Genomic DNA, 17,365 nt, shown 5'->3' on the forward strand with positions numbered 1-17,365 from the left:
AGCGGTTCCGCGGTGAACCCTGGCTGAACGCAAAGAGGCGGCATCGTGGCACCGCCTGAACAGGCGTTCAGCCCGCCGCGGCGGGGCTCTCCGGCAGCGCCTCGAGGATGACGAAGGCCTGCGCCATGGGAAAATCGTCGGTAATGGTCAGGTGGATGACCAGGCGGTGGCCGGCGGGCGTCAGCGCCTGCGCCCGCGCCAGCGCGCCGCCGGTGAGCACCATGGTAGGCGCGCCGGAGGGCAGGTTCGCCACGCCCATATCCTTCCAGAAGACGCCGCGGCGGATGCCGGTGCCGAGCGCCTTGGCGCAGGCTTCCTTGGCCGCGAAGCGCTTGGCATAGGTGGCGGCGCGGTGCGCCCGGCCCTCGGCCTTCGCCCGCTCGCCATCGGTGAAGAGCCGGTGGGTGAAGCGCTCGCCGTGCCGCTCCAGCGACTTCTCGATGCGGCGGATGTCGCAGAGATCGGAGCCGATGCCGAGGATCACGCCTGCCGCCTCCGCCGCGACAGCAGGGTCAGCCACAGCCCGCCGGCGAGCACGGCAAGGCCGAGCAGGATCAGCGGCAGCCGCTCGCGCGGCGGATCGTTCAGCACCACCAGATCCTCGCAGCGCGTGCCGGGCACCACCTGCAGGGTCTCGTGCAGCGGCCGGCCGCCCGGCGCGTGGCGGTACTGCACCAGCGGCACGCGGCATTCCTGCACCATGGGGCCGATGCGCCGCTCGAAGACGAAAAGGGGGATGCCCACCGTGTCGCGGGTCGAGGTCGCGGTCTCCGATCCGGCCCAGCGGGCGGTGACCGCCTCCTGGCGGGTCGCCTGCCAGTAGGCCAGGACCGGCAGGGCATTGGGCACCAGCACGACGAGGCCGATGAGCACGACGAAGAGCCCGACCAGCAGCCGGGTGCCCGCGGGCGACAGTTCACCGGCCGGTGCCGGCGTCGTCACGATGTCGCCTCCTGGATGCCGCGCGAACCGGGTTTGACGGCCGGCAGGGCCGCCAGTTCCGGCGGCAGGGCATCGGCGGCATAGTCCGGCACATACCAGGAGAGCAGCGAGACCAGCGGCACGCCGACATCGGCCTTGCCGCCGGAGCGGTCGACCAGCACCGCCGCCCCCACCGTCTCGCCGGGATGGCCGGCAATGGCGGCGAGGCATTCGCGGGTGGACAGGCCGGTGGTGACGATGTCCTCGACCACCAGCACGCGGGCGCCCTTCGGAATCTCGAAGCCGCGGCGCAGCTTGAACTCGCCGTTCTCGCGCTCGACGAAAATGGCCTTGGCGCCGAGCTGGCGGGCGGTCTCGTAGCCCGGCACGATGCCGCCGACGGCGGGCGAGACGACATAGTCGATGGTGCCGAACTGCGCCTTCACCTTGACGGCCAGCGCGGCGCAGAGCCGCGCCGTGCGCTCGGGGTCCATGAAGACGAACATCTTCTGCAGGAAGACCGGGCTCCGCCGGCCCGAGGAGAGGATGAAATGGCCTTCCAGGAGGGCGCCCGCGGCGCGGAATTCGGCGAGCACGTCGTCAGGGGTCATGGGTCAGGTGTCCGTCTGGGGTCGACGGGAGAGACGACGAATGGGGGGGAGAGTCAATGAGGGGGAGTAAACATCTGGACGCGCCAAGGCATCGCGGCCCAACCGACGAGCAGGATCAAGGAGGCAAGAGCGCATCCACGAGCCGCTCTATTTCCTCCGCCACGCCGTCGGCCATCAGCGCATCCCGGATGAACCTCCGCTTGGTGGTGAAATGCGCCGCGCCGGACAGGTCGGCGGCCATTGCAACAGCGTGGGCACGACGGGCCGCCGCCGCAAGATCGACATGGAGGGCCTCGGTGGCGTCGAATTCGGGGATCGGTAAGGTCCCGACCAGGTTATCGAAATGGCGCGGATCGCGTTGCCCGACCGGCTGAAGATCCTTCACACGATTTAAAACTATGCTCGTATTCAGGATAGCCGCAACGTAAGCCGCTTCGTCTACAGAACTTGCCTCGCACCAATATGCGTCCTTATCAACTATTACATGGTCGTCCTCTAGCCAGCATGCACTTAGCCGCGTCCCCGACGCGGGATAGATTATTCTTATAGGCAGCCGGCCGTCTTGCAGGGTCAACTTTTGCATATGATTGAGAGACTGCGACAGGGTTACCCGAGGGTCGCCGCCCGCCTGCTTATTGCTATGCTCGTTCCACTTCCCCTCAGCATCCCGCAACCAACCGGCAAGCCCGCGATGCCCGCGCGCGTCTGCGCTAGCCGCATTGAGGATGGCTCCGTCTTCCATCGGAACCACCCCCGTCGCGAGGTCCAACAGACGATAGGGCGCTACCGACTCGCCGAGCGCGATCCGGCGCAGGAAGGCCCTTTCGACGGGGCCTTCGGGCGGCTCGACGGTCGTCCATGGTCGCTTGTCTAGGTTTCCGACGCGCCCCCGCACCCGCGGCGCGTCGCGGCGACTGAGCAGACGGCCGGTCGACACCGGCTCGACCAGGAAGAAGCGTCGCGGCGTCAACGTTGCGACCTGTCGAAACCGCCGTCGATAGGGTGAGGCCGCAATCAGCGTCCGCGGCCTAGGCCACGGCGCAGGCACATGAACGAGGGCCTCCACCGCCTCGGCCTCGCTCGCGTCCCGCCGGGGTAGAACGCCCACCCAGCGGTCGTGCTCGGCCGGCAGCGGCGCCTCGCTGTCCCGTCGTCCGAACAGCACGCAGGTGCTGGTGGTGCTGCTGCCGGATTGGGCCCCGAAGATCGGCCAGACTCGCTCCAGCCCCCAGCCACCGGTGATCGCCACCTTGACGCGTAGCATGGTCCCATTGCGCATCGCCGCATAGACCGGCGCGTTGAGCGCGGCATAGGGCAAGACGAGCGCAAGGGTCCCTTCCTCGCGCAGATAACGTTCGGCGCCGCGCGCCCAAAACAGCGCGAACATATCTTGATGTGTCGCAAGGCTACCACCGACCCAGAGGCCATAGCTCTGCAAGGCCTCGCGCAGGCGGTCCTTCATCTCGGCGCTGAGATGGCGATAGACGATCCATGGCGGATTGCCGATCAGCACGTCGGCGCGATGGTCGGGGTGGGACAGCCAGACCGGGCGCAGGAGATTGCGCAGGACGAAGGTCCAGATGTGGTTACGCCCTTCGAGAAAGAGCTGCTTAAGCTGGGCGAAAGTGCGTCCGAGCAGCGCCGCATCTGCCTCGGTCGCCCCGGCGCGGGCGATGGCGTCGCGCACCGCCTCGGGCTCCGCCAGCGCGTCCAACCCGCGATTGAGCTCATCGAGTGCCAGCTCGAACAGCGTCAGGTCACTCGCAAGACCTGCAGGAATGCGAAGGGGCGGGTCATTGGGTGGCACGTCGACCAGCACCTCCGCCGAAGTGCCGAGGGGGCGTAGGTTCCACTGCATGGAATCGCCCATGAAGACCGGAACGGTAAGCGTCGCCGGCCGGTCCTGGAGCACATCCCCCAGGGCCAGCAGCCAGGTGACACGTGCGAGCGCCACCGCCACGGGATGGACGTCGATACCGAAGACGCGATCGGCACAGGTGGCGACGATGGCCGCTGGCGGCATGCCGGCATCATGGCCTGCGGCGATCAGACGGCGCAGCGCATGAAACAGGAAGGTGCCCGAGCCGCAGGACGGATCGAGCACGCGCTGCTCCAGCGGACGCGGGACCGCAGCCGCCACGACCCGCGCCGCCAGCCAGTCGGGCGTATAGTATTCCCCGAGGTCGTGACGCTCATCAGGGTCGATGAGGCTTTCGTACAGGCTCTTGAGAACGTCGACCTCGACATCGCGGAGACGAAAGCGGATCGTCTCGGCCGCGAGCATGCGCACGAGATCGTCGCCGCCGGTCGCAATCAGCGGCCAGTCGAAGAAGTCAGCCTCGACGGCGCCGACGATGCCTTCATCCCGCAGGAGCGCGCCCGATAGCATCCGCGCGGGATCATCGACATTCAGATCGAGCACGCGCGCGGCGATCGCCTTCACGAGGATCGTCAGATAGGTGTGCTGGAGAAAGAGCGCGTCGCTACCCACGTCGTCGCCATAAACTTGGCGCAGCAGCCCGTCCCACAGATTGCGCTTCAAGCGCACCTCGGGATGGTCTCCGACCTCCGACCACAGCCTCTCGAGCTGGGCAAAGGCGCGGCCGAAGGCGAGGCTGTAGCGACCGAAGGTCAGCGCGACCGCCGCCGGCGTGGGCAACACCTCAGGAACGGGCGCCAGCAGCGGCTCAAGCCAACTCAACAGCCGTTCGGGATGTTGGACGTCGACCTCGTAGCGGCCGATCCGTGCAAGCGTGCCATTGTCGAGCGTATAGGCGACCAGGGTCGCCCCATCCGTCGCGAGCCCGACGGTCGTGCGGCCGGGGCCACTGCTGCTGCTCGTATCGGCAAGATAGGCGGGCATCCGAGCGACGACGTCGCGCTCCTCGCGGCGAAGATCGCTCTTCAATTCGATGACGGTCGCGCCCCAGGCGACGTCGACACGCCCACTGTTGTCGACGAGATAGCGCTCGTGCTCCAGTTCGCTGAAAGGCGCGCCGAAGCCTTCCCGGAGCAGTTCCGTGATGAGGCCGCGCAACGCCTCGTGTCGTGGCCGGGAGGCCATTGACCGGACGATGTCGGGCAGGCGATCCCTGCGCCAACCTTGTGCCACTTGTCCCCTCCTGTGTGAGGCCGCCCCGTTGCCGCCCCATGCCCGAGAGCTTAGTTTGCCAGTATGAGATTCGCCCAAGCTGATTTGTTCGCGCAGGACGATGCCGCACGCAATTCGCTATCACAAGCGCAGCGTGCAACCATAAGGGCGCGCCTGGAAGCGACCCTGGCAAGGCTCGAAGCCACCGCGACGTTTCCGTGGCGCGATCCGCTGGACGCAGTGCACGAAGAAAACCGCTTTCAGCGCGAAACCGATGCCCTTGGCGAGGAAGGCAAGCCGCTCTGGGCCCGGTTCGACAGGGAAATGGACCGGTTGCACGCCACTCAACCTGTTGCTGACGGCGAGACGGACAGTTCATCGCACTGAGCGACGATCGGGGATCCATCGGATACCGGCTTCCGGCCGTCGATTGCTGTTGCTCGCCCTCTTTACGCCTCCGCCGTGATCGGCAGGTCGTCATTTGAGCGATGACTGCGCCATAGCCGTATGGTCACGGACCAAGAGTTCAAGTCACTGACTTCAAACTCGGCCCCCCCTCTAACACCCGTTATGCCGCTTCCACCGCTCCTCGTGCCCGATCGCCACGGCGAAGGCCGGGACGCGGCAGCGTTCGGCCTCCGCTTCGGCGGTGGCGGCGCGCATGCCCCGCGCCTGCGAGGCCGGCATCTGCCAGGCGACGAGGCCCACCACGAGCACGGCGGCGGCGAGGACGGCGAGCTGGGCGGGGACGAGGCGCTGGACCTCCTCGGGCCGGTGGATCTCGCAGGCGCCGCCGGGGCAGAGCTGCGCCTTCTCGCGGTTGAACAGGTTGTAGATGGAACAGCCGATGCAGATGCCGAAGGCCGCCTCGCAGAAGAGGAAGGTGATGCAGAGCAGGCAGACGAGGAGGATGAGCGGTCCGCGCATGTCGGCGTAGACCACCAGCCCCATCATCAGCACCGCCATGGCGAGGCCGATGCTCCAGGCGAAGCGCTTCTGCGGCGCGCCGACATAATCCGGCTTCTGGTGGCGGACGAAGATGCGGCCGAGGACGAGGCTCGGGGCATAGGCGGGATTGATGAGGACGCGGATGGTGAAGTCGATGAAGAAGGCGACCACGGTGATGCGGGTCAGGGTGAAGTCGCCGAGATACCAGGCCTGCAGGAAGGCGGTGCCGGCGAGCAGCAGGAGCAGGCCGGCGCCGGCGCGGGCCTCGCGCTCGTTGAGGACGCGGACGGGATAGGCCGGGTGGTCGAGCCCGAACTGGAAGAGCCTGGTCATGGTTGATGGTCCTGCTGGAAAGGTCGCTGCCGCCGGGGCGGGTCGCATAGGCTATTTTGAAATGTGAAATGCGCGAGTGACGCAGGCGCCCGTCGGCCGGTGGAGGCGCCCCCTACTCGAACACCCGCTGCGCCTCGGCCGTCATCGGCAGCGTCCTGATGCCCGCGATGATGGCGTTGAGGTGCTTGAGGTCCCAGACCTCGAGGTCGATGGCGACATTGGTGTAGTCGGCCGTAGTGCGCTGCATGCGCAAATTGTCGATGTTGCCGTCATTGTCGGCGATGACCTGCGTCACCGCCGCGAGCGAGCCCGGCGCGTTGCGCGACTTCACCGCGATGCGGGCGGGGTAGCGGGAGCGCTTGGCGCTGTCGACGTCCCAGCGCACGTCGAGCCAGCGCTCCGGCTCGTTGTCATAGGCGGCGAGCGCCGGCGACTGGATGGGGAAGATGGTGATCCCCTCCCCCGGCGTCATGATGCCGACGATGCGGTCGCCGGGCACGGCACCGCTCTCCCGCGAGAAGCGCACCGGCAGGTCGAGATTGATGCCGCGGATGGGGATGGCCCCCTCCGATTCCGGCACCTGGAACTTCAGCGCCGTCTCGCCGCCGACGCCGAACCAGTCGGCGGTGGGCTTGGGCCCGAGCGGGGTCTCGCTCTTGAAGTCGGGATAGACCGCCTTGAGCACGTCGGAGTCGGGGATCTCATTGCGGCCGACGGCCCAGTAGACGTCCTCGACGCCGGCGCGGGCGAGGCGCTTGAGGCCCTGGCGCAGGATGTCGTCGGAGAAGGGCTTGCCGGCGCGGGTGAACAGGGTCTGGACGATGTGGCGGCCGAGTTCGAGATATTGGGCGCGGGTCGCCATGCGGGTGGCGCGGCGGATGGCCGAGCGGGCGCGGCCGGTGACGACAATGCTCTCCCAGGCCGGCGAGGGGGTCGCCTTGGGATCGGTGGTGATCTCGACCTCGTCGCCGTTCTGCAGCTCGGTGACCAGCGGCCGCTCGACGCCGTTGATGCGGGCCCGGGCGCAGTGGTTGCCGATATCGGTGTGGACCGCATAGGCGAAGTCGATGCAATTGGCCTTGCGCGGCAGGGCGATGAGCCGGCCCTTGGGGGTGAAGCAATAGACCTGGTCGGAGAACAGCTCGAGCTTGGTATGTTCGAGGAACTCCTCGGGATTGTCGGCATGGGCGAGCATTTCCACCGTGCGGCGCAGCCAGGCATAGGCGGTGCTCTCCGCGTGTTCGGCGTCGTCCTTGTAGAGGGCGTGGGCGGCGATGCCGTATTCGGCGATGTCGTGCATCTGGCGGGTGCGGATCTGCATCTCGACGCGCTGGCTCTGCGGGCCGATGACGGTGGTGTGGATGGAGCGGTAGTCGTTGCCCTTCGGCGTCGAGATATAGTCCTTGAAGCGCAGCGGCACGGCCGGCCATGTCGTGTGGATGATGCCGACGGCGGCGTAGCAGGCGGCGATGTCGTCGACGAGGATGCGGAAGGCGACGATGTCGGAGAGCTGCTCGAAGGAGACCGACTTGCGCTCCATCTTGCGGTAGATCGAATAGGGTTTCTTCAGCCGGCCGTTGACCTCGGCGCTGATGCCCTCGCCGGCGAGCTTGCGGGCGAGCTGGGTCTCGATCTCCTCGATGACGGCGGCGGCGGCGTCGCGCTGCCGGCCGAGGCGCTGTTCCAGGGCCTCGTAGGCTTCCGGGTTGATCTGGCGGAAGGCCAGGTCCTCCAGTTCCTCGCGCATGTCGTGCATGCCCATGCGGCCGGCGAGCGGGGCATAGATGTCGAGCGTCTCCTGGGCGACGCGGTCACGCTTGGGCGCCGGCACATAATGCAGCGTGCGCATGTTGTGCAGGCGGTCGGCGAGCTTGACCAGCAGCACGCGCACGTCGGAGGTGATGGCGAGGAGCAGCTTGCGCAGGTTCTCCGCCTGCACCGCCTGTTTCGACACCAGGTCGAGCTTCTTCAGCTTGGTCAGGCCGTCGACCAGTTCGGCGATGGCGGCGCCGAACTTCTCGCGGATGTCGTCCTTGGTGGCGGCGGTGTCCTCGATCGTGTCGTGCAGCAGGGCCGAGACGATGGTGGCGTCATCGACCTTGAGGTCGGTGAGGATGGCCGCGACCTCGAGGGGATGGGAGAAATAGGGGTCGCCGGAGGCGCGCTTCTGCGTGCCGTGGGCAAGCATGGCATAGACATAGGCGCGGTCGAGCAGGGCCTCGTCGGCCTTGGGGTTGTAGCGCTTGACGCGCTCCACCAGCTCGTATTGACGCATCATGGGATCAGGAACACCGGCGCAAGGTCGATCGGGGCCGGTCAGGATAGCATCCGCCGGGGGGAAAGCCGCAAGCGCGGCGGCGGTCCAGGTCTGCGAAACGCAAAAGGGCGGCCCGCGGGCCGCCCTGAACGCTGACAGGCGCAACGGCTCACATGCCGTCGTCGTCGTCGGTGTCCTCCGGCGGCTTCAGCCCTTCCAGGCCGCGCAGCAGGTCTTCCTCGCTCATGCGGTCCATGGTCACGTCGGCATCGTCGGCGGTGGCGCCGGGCGCGGCGATCATCGGCACCATGTCCGGCTCGGGCTCGTCGACCTCGACATATTTCTGCAGCGAGTGGATCAGGTCCTCGCGCAGGTCGTCGGGCGAGACGGTCGCATCGGCGATCTCGCGCAGGGCGACGACCGGGTTCTTGTCGCGGTCGCGGTCGATGGTGATCGGCGAGCCGGCGGCGAGCATGCGTGCCCGGTGGCTGGCGACGAGCACGAGCTCAAAGCGGTTATCGACCTTGTCGATGCAATCCTCGACGGTGACGCGAGCCATCGCTAGTCCTTGAAAACGTGGGGATGGAGCCTGGGGACAGGCATCTGTCCGGCAAGCTGGGCTGTATAGCCATTGATGCGCCGCGATACAAGGCTCTTGGGCGCCGCAACCGGCGCCGGGCGCTTTCCACCCGCAGACCGGCGCCACAGCCGCATGGGAACCTTGCGGAACCCAGGCGGATTATCAGATTGTCCCCGGAGAATGAACTTGCTATCCAAAGGACGAACAGGCTACGACCATTCTAAAGGCGTCGTTCGCTTTCCGTTTTTTTCACCGAAGTCGCCCGTCCCGCCCATTTCGCGCCGGTTGTACCGTATTCTTCACTGAATTGACTGCTCAAGGACGCTACGTCATGTCGCCAGGAACCGAGCGGATTGCCCTCTTCATCGATGGCGCCAACCTTTACGCTACCGCGAAGACCCTCGGCTTCGACATCGACTACAAACGTCTGCTGGGAGAGTTCCGCAGCCGCGGCTACCTGCTGCGCGCCTATTATTACACCGCGCTGGTCGAGGACCAGGAATATTCGTCCATCCGGCCGCTGATCGACTGGCTGGACTATAACGGCTTCACCGTCGTCACCAAGGCGGCCAAGGAGTTCACCGATTCCCTCGGCCGCCGGAAGGTGAAGGGGAACATGGACATCGAACTCGCCGTCGACGCCATGGAACTGGCCCCCCGCATCGACCATATCGTCCTGTTCTCCGGCGACGGCGACTTCCGCTCGCTGGTCGAGGCCCTGCAGCGCCGCGGCGTCAAGGTGTCGGTCGTTTCCACCGTCTCGGTGCAGCCGGCCATGATCGCCGACGAGTTGCGCCGCCAGGCCGACGAGTTCATCGACCTTGCCCATCTGGCCCAGCGGGTCGGCCGCGATCCGGCCGAGCGGCCCCTCCGGGCGCCGGGCACCGAGGTGCCGGGGTTCGTGCGCGACCGGCCGCGGCCGCCGCGGCCAGCCTCGCCCTCGACCCCCGGTGCCGGCGACGATTTCGCCGATCGCTGACCGGCCATGGCCCGTCCGGACCAGCCGGGGCGCGACTGCCCCCTCTGCCCGCGCCTCGTCGCCTTCCGCCAGCGCCAGCGCGGGGCCCATGCCGACTGGCACAATGCGCCGGTCCCCTCCTTCGGCAGCGCCGAGGCGCGCCTGCTCATCGTCGGCCTCGCTCCCGGCCTGCAGGGTGCCAACCGCACCGGACGGCCCTTCACCGGCGACTGGGCCGGAGACCTGCTCTACGAGACGCTGATCGGCTTCGGCTTCGCCCGCGGCACCTATGACGAGCGGCCCGACGACGGCCTCACCCTCATCGACACCCGCATCACCAATGCGGTGCGCTGCGTCCCGCCGGAGAACAAGCCGACGACGGAGGAGATCGCCACGTGCCGGGCTTTCCTCACCGCCACCATCGCCGCCATGCCCCGCCTTGCCGCCGTCGTCACCCTCGGCAAGATCGGCCATGACAGTGCCGTGCGGGCGCTCGGCCTGAAACCGGCACGGGTGCCGTTCAGCCATGGCGGGGTCCATGCGCTCGACGCCGTCACGCTGTTCTCCAGCTATCATTGCTCGCGCTACAACACGAATACCGGTGTGCTGACGCCGCAGATGTTCAGGGACGTGTTCGCCGCCGTCAGACGCCATCTCGACGCGTGAGTTCACGGCTTCGTGACAGCACCTCCGCCTCCACTGGGCGCATGAGTCGGGTTCCAGGAAGGACCGCACCGACAAGCCGGTCCGCGATCACGGGAGAGAATCATGAACCGACGCCACGCCCTCAAGCTGTTCGGCACCGCCGCCGCCATCGGCACGATGATGGCCATTCCGGCCAGCCACAAGGTCTATGCCCAGGCCGCCAGTGGCCCCTTCACCCTGCCGCCGCTCGGCTATGCCTATGACGCGCTCGAGCCGCATATCGACAAGATGACGATGGAGGTCCATCACACCCGCCATCACGCGGCCTTCCTCGGCGGCCTCAACACCGCTTCCCAGAGTTATGCCGAACTGACCCCCGCCAATACCGAAAAGGTGCTGCGCAAGCTGTCCGACGTGCCGCAGAACCTGCGCACCGGCGTGCGCAACCAGCTCGGCGGCCATTGGAACCACGCCCATTTCTGGGATGTCATGACGCCCGGCGGCGCCAGGCAGCCCGGCGGCGCGCTGCTCCAGGCGATCAATGCCACTTTCGGCGATGTCGACAAGATGCGCCAGCAGTTCAACCAGACCTCGGTCGGCCGCTTCGGCTCAGGCTGGGGCTGGCTGGTGGTCGGCAGCGACGGCAAGCTCGCCATCGTCTCGACGCCCAACCAGGACAACCCGCTGATGGACGGCGTCAAGGGCGTGGTCATGGGCATCGACGTGTGGGAACACGCCTATTACCTCAAGTACCAGAACCGCCGGGCCGACTACGTCACCACCTGGTGGAACGTCGTGAACTGGGACAAGGCCGCCGCCAACCTCCAGAAGGCGATGGGCTGACGATCCGGCTGAGGACGGCGCCGGCGGGCCTGCCCCCACCTGCCGGCCGCCGCCTGACGCCGCATCGGCGAATCCCCGGTTGCTGTCGCAGCCATGGTTTTGCCGGCGGTCGCGGCCTCAGGCCGAGACCTGGCCGTGATAGCTGAGGAATTCCAGCAGCGAGCCGTCGGGATCACGGAAATAGACGGATATGGCCGGTCCCCTCACCCCGTTGGTCGCCACCGGGCCGAGTTCGACGGCGACGCCGCAAGCGGCAAGATGCGCCGCCGCGCCGGCGATCGGGCCCTCCCATTCGAAACAGATGTCGGAATTGCCCGGCATGACCGGCACGCGGGCGACCGCATTGACATGGCCGATGCCCGGCCCGTGGCAGTTCAGGCGGATGTCGCCGATGCGGTAGGCGAACCCGGCGCCGCGCGGCACGACCTCCGCCCCCAGCACGTCGCGGTAGAAGGCGTTGGACCGCGCCCAGTCGCTGACATGAATGACCACGTGGTCGAGCTTGTAGGCCATGACGGTTCTCCTCAGGCGAGATGAGCGAAGGCAGGGCGCTGGATCAAGGGGTACGGGGGATCGAATGAAACTGCGCACGGGTGCCGGACAGCCCCCGGTGAGGACCTCCACACCCCTCACCGCGTCATGCCCGGCCTCGTGCCGGGCATCCACGACTTCCTTCAGCGACGGTCGTGTTCAAGTCGTGGATGGCCGGGACAAGCCCGGCCATGACCGATGGGTCGGTGCTTCGCGGCCTTCTGCCGTGACAGCCGCGCCCTACCCCCGGTCCCTCATGATCCGCGCCTGGTCGCGCTGCCAGTCGCGCTTCTTCTCGGTGTCGCGCTTGTCGTGCAGCTTCTTGCCGCGGGCCAGCGCCAGCTGCAGCTTGGCGCGGCCCTGCTCGTTGAAATAGAGCTTGAGCGGCACGACGGTGAGCCCGTCGCGCTGCACGGCGCCGGTCAGCTTGGCGATCTCGCGCTTGTGCAGGAGCAGGCGGCGCGGCCGCTTCGGCTCGTGGTTGAAGCGGTTGGCCTGCAGATATTCGGGAATGTTGCAGTTGAAGAGAAAGAACTCGTTGCCCGAGGGGCCGGCATAGCTTTCCCCGATCGTCGCCTTGGCGGCGCGCAGCGACTTGACCTCGGTGCCGGTGAGCTGGAGGCCGGCCTCGAACGTGTCGAGGATCTCGTAGTCGAAGCGTCCGCGCCGGTTCTCGGCGATGACCTTGATCTTGGGGTCCGGCTTGGCCGCCATGGCGTGTGCTCTGCCTCCCCCGTCAGTTCATCAGCCCGGCATGGACGAGGGCCTTCTTCAAGGTCTCGCGGGTGGCCGGGGACGCCGCCACCATGGGCAGGCGCACCTCGTCCGCCATGCGGCCGAGCAGGCTGAGCGCCGCCTTGGAGGGAGCCGGGTTCGGCTCGACGAAGAGGGCCTGGTGCAGCGGGAACAGCTTGTCCTGGATCTCCAGCGCCTTGGCAAAGTCGCCGGCGAGGCAGGCGTTCTGGAAGGCGGCGCAGAGGCGCGGCGCGACATTCGCAGTCACCGAAATGCAGCCATGGCCGCCATGGGCCATGTGGGCGAGCGCGGTGCCATCCTCGCCGGAGAGCTGGATGAAGTCCTTGCCGCAGGCCTGGCGCTGGGCCGAGACGCGGTCGAGCTTCATCGTCGCGTCCTTGACGCCGACGATATTGGGGATTTCGGCGAGACGCGCCATGGTCTCCACGCTCATCTCCACCACCGAGCGCGGCGGGATGTTGTAGATGAAGATCGGCAGCGCGGTGGCTTCGGCGATGGCCTTGAAGTGCCGGTAGAGGCCCTCCTGGCTCGGCTTGTTGTAATAGGGCGTGACGTGCAGCAGGCCCTGGGCGCCGGCCTTCTCCGCATGGCGCGAGAAGTCGATGGCCTCGGCCGTATTGTTGGAGCCGGCACCGGCCATGACCGGCACGCGGCCCCGGGCCTCGTCGATGGCCCATTCGACGACGCGCTTATGCTCGTCATGGCTCAGCGTCGGGCTCTCGCCGGTGGTGCCGACCGGGACGATGCCGTGGGAGCCCTCGGTGATCACCCAGTCCACATGGGCGCGGAACGCCTTCTCGTCCACCTTGCCGTCCTTGAACGGGGTGACGAGGGCAGGCAGCGATCCCTTGAACAGGCTGGACATGGAGCACTCTCCGGACAACGAGGCGACAGGCGGCGCAAGGCCGCGAAAGGCCGGCCACAAAGCCTTGTGACGGCCGCAACGTCAAGGGTGGCGGGCGGCGGCGCGGGTACGGTAAGGCCATGGCGACGCGCGTCGTTTCGTCCAACCATCGGCGATCGTCTGGTGTCTTTGCGTATTCGGGTTCATAGTGGGTTCATAGTGGGTCGAGAAGACGACGTAAACCTGCGCTTCCCTATCCTTCATACACTGGTGCTGCCTTGGGTTCTCAATCAAAAAATGACAATGTACGGGCCGGATATTCTCGTTCGCACGTTATCTTTGGTGACGCGTGAAGATCGCTACAAAAACAAGTGGCAGTACCACTCTCGCAGCGACCATCATTCGAAGGTCGCGTGCTGGGGCATTGTTTTCGACCTGATGCGAGCATGCCCACTGTTGCGGAAACATGTTGCTGGCGACCTCGTCTTTTTCGGCATCAATCACGAAATGAAGGATTTCGTACAGGATCAGAAAAAGGATCTCGATCTCGTCATCTGCACAGCCTCAAGTGCCGCGACCCTGTCGCGAAGCGAGACATTCGCCTCGTTAGTGCAGGCCTACCAAATCCAGTTGGCTCCGGACGAGGCGCTTGAACTTGCGCGCCTTCCCGAACTGTACCGTGCGCCGGTCGGAAGTGTGCTTATGGCCCTTGAGGCGAAGGCCTGCATGACGGCTCACCAGAGGGCCTTACCGCGCCTCTATTCGGAGCTGAACTCCTCGCATCTGACGGTTCATGGCGCTTCCGACCAGGCGATCGCTGCCGGCTTTACGATGGTAAACGCCGCAAGCCGTTACTTGAGTCCGGATCTCAACAAGCGAAACCGGCAGAACGACCCCGAATGGAGTGACCACAGGCAACCGCGGGATGCTCAACTGGCCGTCGATAAGATGCGGCAGTTGCCGAGGCGCTCGCGGACCGGAGATGCGGGCTACGACGCCCTAGCGATCGTCGTCGTGGATTGCACCAATGACGGTTCCCCGGTCCGACTGGTAGAGACGCCGCCGGCCCCTCAGCCCGGCGAAATCTACCACTATGCCTCGATGATCGATCGGCTGGCCCACATCTATGCGACGAGATTCAAGGACTTCGGCTAGTCGCCTCGCCAAAAAGTCCTATCCTTCATCTCGCATTCCCAGATGATCTCGACCCGAAAGCCGGCTCGCCTCAAAGCGCGAGAGACCTTCGCATCGCGGAGGTCGTTGCGCGCGAACTTGGAACGCCAGAATTCGGTGTTCGTTTAGGTATCGTCGCACGCGGACAGTTCTTGTGATGATGCCAGTAGCAGCCGTTTGCGAAAATCGCCCGCTTTCGCCTGTTATGGGGAAAATCGCGCGAGCCGGAAGGAGACTTGACGTTTAGGCGGTATGCGACGCCGCCCGCACGAAGAAGGTAGGCGACAGACAGTTCTGCAGCCGCGCCATGTTGCCTCACCTGCTCCATGAGGGCGCTGCGCTTTACGTCGTCACGAGCGACGGGCTCACTCGGCGGCGATGGCTTGGAGGTCGGAATGATACCTCGTGCCGCGCTGGTGCTCGTCCATCACGGCGAGATGATCACGTAGTCGCGGCAGAAAGCCCGGAACGAACCGCAGGGTGCTCCGATCAGTGCGCGCCAGAAACCCTCTCGTGGCGCGTGCAGAAAGCAGTTTGCCTCCGAAGGACAGGAATTCCGCAAGAGGCTGTCGCTCCCTCCAGACCGGATATCCGCCGATCGTCACTTTCAGCCTGTGATCCCCATCGAACCGCGCAGCTCGCGGCCAGCGTCCGTCCGCGTCTAGCACACCGTCTCGATCACGTTGATGCGAGCCCGGCCTCGCCAACCTGCCGCCTAGCCACTCCGCGACCGGCACCGTCACCGCATTACCGACCAGCGACCAGCGAAGCGATGGACGAGAGGATGTTTCCGTCGGCTTGGTCCAGTCCGCCTCGAAGCCTTGCAACCGCTCGGCATCGCGAATGTCGGGGGTAATCGCAGAGCCGTCGGGCAGCAATATCGCCGGTGGTGAAGCGATACCTACGGTAGATCCGTTCTTGAGCGTCGGGACCGCGTCGGGTGCCCAACCCAAGCCCCGTACTCCCTCGGTCCAATAAAATCCGTGGGCATGCGTCGAGAGCGAAGTCTGCAAAATAGGAACCGGGACATCGTCGGCGAACAAGACATCCGCGGGATCGACGTCAGTGGTAGTTGCCACGAACAGGACCCGTTCGCGCCTTTGGGGCAGGAAGGCCAATGAGTTTACGACGCGATAAGCCCACCTGTACCCTCGGGCTTCGAATTCTTCGACCAGCGTTCTCAGAGCGCGGCCCTGGTCGAGATGGAGCATGAAAGACACATTCTCCAGCACCACCCAGGGAACCCGGTTCTGATCGAGCAATCTGAAGACGTGCCCGACCAACCCGGACCTCTTGCCCGTGATTCCAGCGGTCCGTCCTGCTTGGCTTAAGTCCTGACACGGAAAGCCGCCGACGACGAGGTCGACATCCCCCGGCAACGCATGCAACTGGGCGATGTCGGCCTCGATCGGAACACCCGGAAACCTCGCAGCCAGAACCGCCCTTGCAGGCTCCCAAATCTCGCACAGCATCAGAGATCTGTGACCCGCGGCCGCAAAGCCCGCTTCCAATCCGCCGATGCCTGCGAAGAGACCTGCGACCTTCATTCCGTCTCCAAGATCATGTCGTGCACAAAAACCGGTCGAATCGGTCGCTTGCTCTGGGACGGCTCGAACCCAGCGCGAAGCCGCATCATCTGTTCGTATAATGTTCCCATAGAAAACTCCATAGGCCTTGGAAATCGTCAAGGCCCATGGCCGTCGCAGCTGAACTCGCAAGGCCCAATTATGGGAATACGGTCCTAGATACCACAGAGCGATGCGCTGGTGCAAGCCCCCCGACAGCGTGCGACGCGCCGCCGCATCCTTAACGGAGCCTTTACCACGTCGCGCGGTTGCCCCCCTCCCCGTCAAGGAAGCGTCAAGGAAAACGGCCTGATAACCACCTCTCCGAGGCCACATTCCTGTCCGAGTGAGGCCGTTCCGCGTTGTGTATCAGGACGGACCCTCGCCGATGCCCGTTTCGCTGGCCGCCACCGTCGCCTCCCGCCTGCCGCGTCTGAACCTGTGGGCCTGTGTCGCGCTGACGGCGCTGGTCGTCGCCGGCTGCGCCCGCAGCGAGGTTTCCGGCGGGGATACGGCGGGACAGGCGGCCGGTGCCGAGGTGACGGCGCAACTGACCAGCTATGCCGCGGCGGACCGGCAGACGACGGCGTCGATCTCGCGGGACCAGCAGGTCTGGCGCCCTGCCGGCGGGGTGGCCAGCGAGGCCGATGTGGCAGCGCTCGGCCGGGTGGCGGCGGCGACCCGGCGCGGCCAGGTCGAGGCGGCGACCGCCGCCCGCGACCAGATCCGCGATCCCGTCGCCCGGGTTCTGGCCGAATGGATGATCCTGCGCGGCAACGAGACGGTGGGCTTCGCACGGCAGGCCGCCTTCCTCAGGGCCCATCCGGCCTTCCCGGCCAGCCAGCGGATCCGCCTGCGGGCCGAGGGCTCGCTCCTCGATGACAATGCCGGTCCCGATGTGGTTCGGGCCTTCTTCCAGGGCAGCCCGCCGCGCTCGGCCAAGGGGCGCATCGCCTATGCGATCGCGCTGAAGCGCGGCGGCGATGCCGCCCGCGGGCTCAGGCTGGCCCGCGAGGTCTGGCACGGTTCGGACCTGGCGACGGCGGCGGAGGAGCGCCTGCTCGCGGTGTTCGGCGCCGGGCTCGGCGCCGGCGACCACAAGATGCGGCTCGACCGCATGCTGCACGAGAACGAGGCGGCGACGGCGCTGCGGGCGGCGCAGCGGCTCGGATCGGGCCAGGTGGCTCTGGCGCGCGCCTTCCTCGCCGTCACCGACCAGAAGCCGAATGGCGGCGCCCTGCTCGCCCAGGTGCCGGCGGCGCTGCACCGCGACCCGGCCTACCTCTTCGCCCGCGCCCAGTGGCTGCGG

General features: G+C 66.5%; 17 protein-coding genes and 1 pseudogene. 6 read left to right on the plus strand and 12 right to left on the minus strand.

The window, feature by feature from the left end:
* Positions 1–67: 67 nt before the first annotated feature.
* The 4 genes from acpS to Q0C57_RS11800 form a co-directional block, all read right to left on the minus strand.
* Complete coding sequence (gene acpS, locus Q0C57_RS11785) at positions 68–484, minus strand: holo-ACP synthase (RefSeq protein WP_296576598.1); 417 nt, start codon at positions 482–484, stop codon at positions 68–70.
* Positions 481–942 carry a hypothetical protein gene (locus Q0C57_RS11790; protein ID WP_296576600.1) on the minus strand — a complete coding sequence of 154 codons (462 nt, stop codon included), beginning with the start codon at positions 940–942 and terminating at the stop codon, positions 481–483. Before Q0C57_RS11790 ends, acpS begins: the two co-directional genes overlap by 4 nt.
* Complete coding sequence (gene pyrE / locus Q0C57_RS11795) at positions 939–1,532, minus strand: orotate phosphoribosyltransferase (RefSeq protein WP_296576602.1); 594 nt, start codon at positions 1,530–1,532, stop codon at positions 939–941. The genes Q0C57_RS11790 and pyrE overlap by 4 nt, the downstream gene beginning before the upstream one ends.
* A 115-nt stretch (positions 1,533–1,647) precedes the next feature.
* Entirely contained in the window at positions 1,648–4,644 is a 2,997-nt protein-coding gene (locus tag Q0C57_RS11800; protein WP_296576604.1) for an N-6 DNA methylase, read from the minus strand.
* 63 nt (positions 4,645–4,707) lie between these two features.
* Here Q0C57_RS11800 and Q0C57_RS11805 point away from each other — a divergent pair, with 63 nt between their 5' ends.
* Positions 4,708–5,010, plus strand: coding sequence for a hypothetical protein (locus Q0C57_RS11805; RefSeq protein ID WP_296576606.1), 303 nt, complete (start codon positions 4,708–4,710; stop codon positions 5,008–5,010).
* A 171-nt stretch (positions 5,011–5,181) separates the two neighbouring features.
* On the opposite strand, the gene Q0C57_RS11810 is transcribed toward Q0C57_RS11805, so the two are convergent.
* From Q0C57_RS11810 to rpoZ, 3 genes are all read right to left on the minus strand, one after another.
* On the minus strand, positions 5,182–5,904 hold the full coding sequence (locus tag Q0C57_RS11810) for a DUF4395 domain-containing protein (protein ID WP_296576608.1): 723 nt from the start codon (positions 5,902–5,904) through the stop codon (positions 5,182–5,184).
* Between the two features lie 112 nt (positions 5,905–6,016).
* The gene (locus tag Q0C57_RS11815; protein WP_296576610.1) at positions 6,017–8,182 is read right to left on the minus strand and encodes a bifunctional (p)ppGpp synthetase/guanosine-3',5'-bis(diphosphate) 3'-pyrophosphohydrolase; all 2,166 of its coding nucleotides are present in this window, start codon (positions 8,180–8,182) and stop codon (positions 6,017–6,019) included.
* Between the two features lie 148 nt (positions 8,183–8,330).
* Positions 8,331–8,720 (minus strand): DNA-directed RNA polymerase subunit omega, encoded by a 390-nt coding sequence (gene rpoZ / locus Q0C57_RS11820; RefSeq protein WP_296576612.1) that lies wholly within the window; start codon positions 8,718–8,720, stop codon positions 8,331–8,333.
* Positions 8,721–9,072: 352 nt separating this feature from the next.
* Between rpoZ and Q0C57_RS11825 the strand changes: the two genes are divergently transcribed.
* The 3 genes from Q0C57_RS11825 (at position 9,073) to Q0C57_RS11835 (ending at position 11,187) form a co-directional block, all read left to right on the plus strand.
* Positions 9,073–9,720, plus strand: coding sequence for an NYN domain-containing protein (locus tag Q0C57_RS11825; RefSeq protein ID WP_296576613.1), 648 nt, complete (start codon positions 9,073–9,075; stop codon positions 9,718–9,720).
* Between the two features lie 6 nt (positions 9,721–9,726).
* Complete coding sequence (locus Q0C57_RS11830) at positions 9,727–10,365, plus strand: uracil-DNA glycosylase (RefSeq protein WP_296576615.1); 639 nt, start codon at positions 9,727–9,729, stop codon at positions 10,363–10,365.
* Positions 10,366–10,467: 102 nt separating this feature from the next.
* Positions 10,468–11,187, plus strand: a complete 720-nt coding sequence (locus tag Q0C57_RS11835; protein ID WP_296576617.1) for a superoxide dismutase — start codon at positions 10,468–10,470, stop codon at positions 11,185–11,187.
* 117 nt (positions 11,188–11,304) lie between these two features.
* On the opposite strand, the gene Q0C57_RS11840 is transcribed toward Q0C57_RS11835, so the two are convergent.
* From Q0C57_RS11840 to dapA, 3 genes are all read right to left on the minus strand, one after another.
* The gene (locus Q0C57_RS11840; RefSeq protein WP_296576619.1) at positions 11,305–11,700 is read right to left on the minus strand and encodes a VOC family protein; all 396 of its coding nucleotides are present in this window, start codon (positions 11,698–11,700) and stop codon (positions 11,305–11,307) included.
* A gap of 258 nt (positions 11,701–11,958) precedes the next feature.
* Positions 11,959–12,432, minus strand: a complete 474-nt coding sequence (smpB, locus tag Q0C57_RS11845; protein WP_296576621.1) for an SsrA-binding protein SmpB — start codon at positions 12,430–12,432, stop codon at positions 11,959–11,961.
* Between the two features lie 22 nt (positions 12,433–12,454).
* Positions 12,455–13,339, minus strand: a complete 885-nt coding sequence (dapA, locus tag Q0C57_RS11850; RefSeq protein ID WP_296576623.1) for a 4-hydroxy-tetrahydrodipicolinate synthase — start codon at positions 13,337–13,339, stop codon at positions 12,455–12,457.
* 162 nt (positions 13,340–13,501) lie between these two features.
* Here dapA and Q0C57_RS11855 point away from each other — a divergent pair, with 162 nt between their 5' ends.
* Positions 13,502–14,473 (plus strand): hypothetical protein, encoded by a 972-nt coding sequence (locus Q0C57_RS11855; protein ID WP_296576625.1) that lies wholly within the window; start codon positions 13,502–13,504, stop codon positions 14,471–14,473.
* A 70-nt stretch (positions 14,474–14,543) separates the two neighbouring features.
* Here Q0C57_RS11855 and Q0C57_RS11860 read toward each other — a convergent pair whose 3' ends face one another.
* Entirely contained in the window at positions 14,544–14,819 is a 276-nt protein-coding gene (locus Q0C57_RS11860) for a hypothetical protein (RefSeq protein WP_296576628.1), read from the minus strand.
* A gap of 37 nt (positions 14,820–14,856) precedes the next feature.
* Positions 14,857–16,038: a DNA cytosine methyltransferase gene (gene dcm, locus Q0C57_RS11865; RefSeq protein WP_296576629.1), complete on the minus strand. Its 1,182-nt coding sequence runs from the start codon at positions 16,036–16,038 to the stop codon at positions 14,857–14,859.
* 406 nt (positions 16,039–16,444) lie between these two features.
* Here dcm and Q0C57_RS11870 point away from each other — a divergent pair.
* Positions 16,445–17,365: pseudogene (locus Q0C57_RS11870) on the plus strand (hypothetical protein); the annotation flags it as partial.

The sequence above is a fragment of the Phreatobacter sp. genome (assembly GCF_022843985.1).
Classification (GTDB): Bacteria; Pseudomonadota; Alphaproteobacteria; order Rhizobiales; family Phreatobacteraceae; genus Phreatobacter.

Excerpts from the sequence above, each read along its gene's own strand:
- Q0C57_RS11825 (WP_296576613.1), top strand. The coding sequence starts at position 9,073 with ATGTCGCCAGGAACCGAGCGGATTGCCCTCTTCATCGATGGCGCCAAC.
- dapA (WP_296576623.1), bottom strand. The coding sequence starts at position 13,339 with ATGTCCAGCCTGTTCAAGGGATCGCTGCCTGCCCTCGTCACCCCGTTC.
- Q0C57_RS11805 (WP_296576606.1), top strand. The coding sequence starts at position 4,708 with ATGAGATTCGCCCAAGCTGATTTGTTCGCGCAGGACGATGCCGCACGC.
- rpoZ (WP_296576612.1), bottom strand. The coding sequence starts at position 8,720 with ATGGCTCGCGTCACCGTCGAGGATTGCATCGACAAGGTCGATAACCGC.
- dcm (WP_296576629.1), bottom strand. The coding sequence starts at position 16,038 with ATGAAGGTCGCAGGTCTCTTCGCAGGCATCGGCGGATTGGAAGCGGGC.
- Q0C57_RS11835 (WP_296576617.1), top strand. The coding sequence starts at position 10,468 with ATGAACCGACGCCACGCCCTCAAGCTGTTCGGCACCGCCGCCGCCATC.
- Q0C57_RS11860 (WP_296576628.1), bottom strand. The coding sequence starts at position 14,819 with ATGGAGCAGGTGAGGCAACATGGCGCGGCTGCAGAACTGTCTGTCGCC.
- pyrE (WP_296576602.1), bottom strand. The coding sequence starts at position 1,532 with ATGACCCCTGACGACGTGCTCGCCGAATTCCGCGCCGCGGGCGCCCTC.
- Q0C57_RS11815 (WP_296576610.1), bottom strand. The coding sequence starts at position 8,182 with ATGATGCGTCAATACGAGCTGGTGGAGCGCGTCAAGCGCTACAACCCC.
- Q0C57_RS11810 (WP_296576608.1), bottom strand. The coding sequence starts at position 5,904 with ATGACCAGGCTCTTCCAGTTCGGGCTCGACCACCCGGCCTATCCCGTC.
- Q0C57_RS11840 (WP_296576619.1), bottom strand. The coding sequence starts at position 11,700 with ATGGCCTACAAGCTCGACCACGTGGTCATTCATGTCAGCGACTGGGCG.
- smpB (WP_296576621.1), bottom strand. The coding sequence starts at position 12,432 with ATGGCGGCCAAGCCGGACCCCAAGATCAAGGTCATCGCCGAGAACCGG.
- Q0C57_RS11830 (WP_296576615.1), top strand. The coding sequence starts at position 9,727 with ATGGCCCGTCCGGACCAGCCGGGGCGCGACTGCCCCCTCTGCCCGCGC.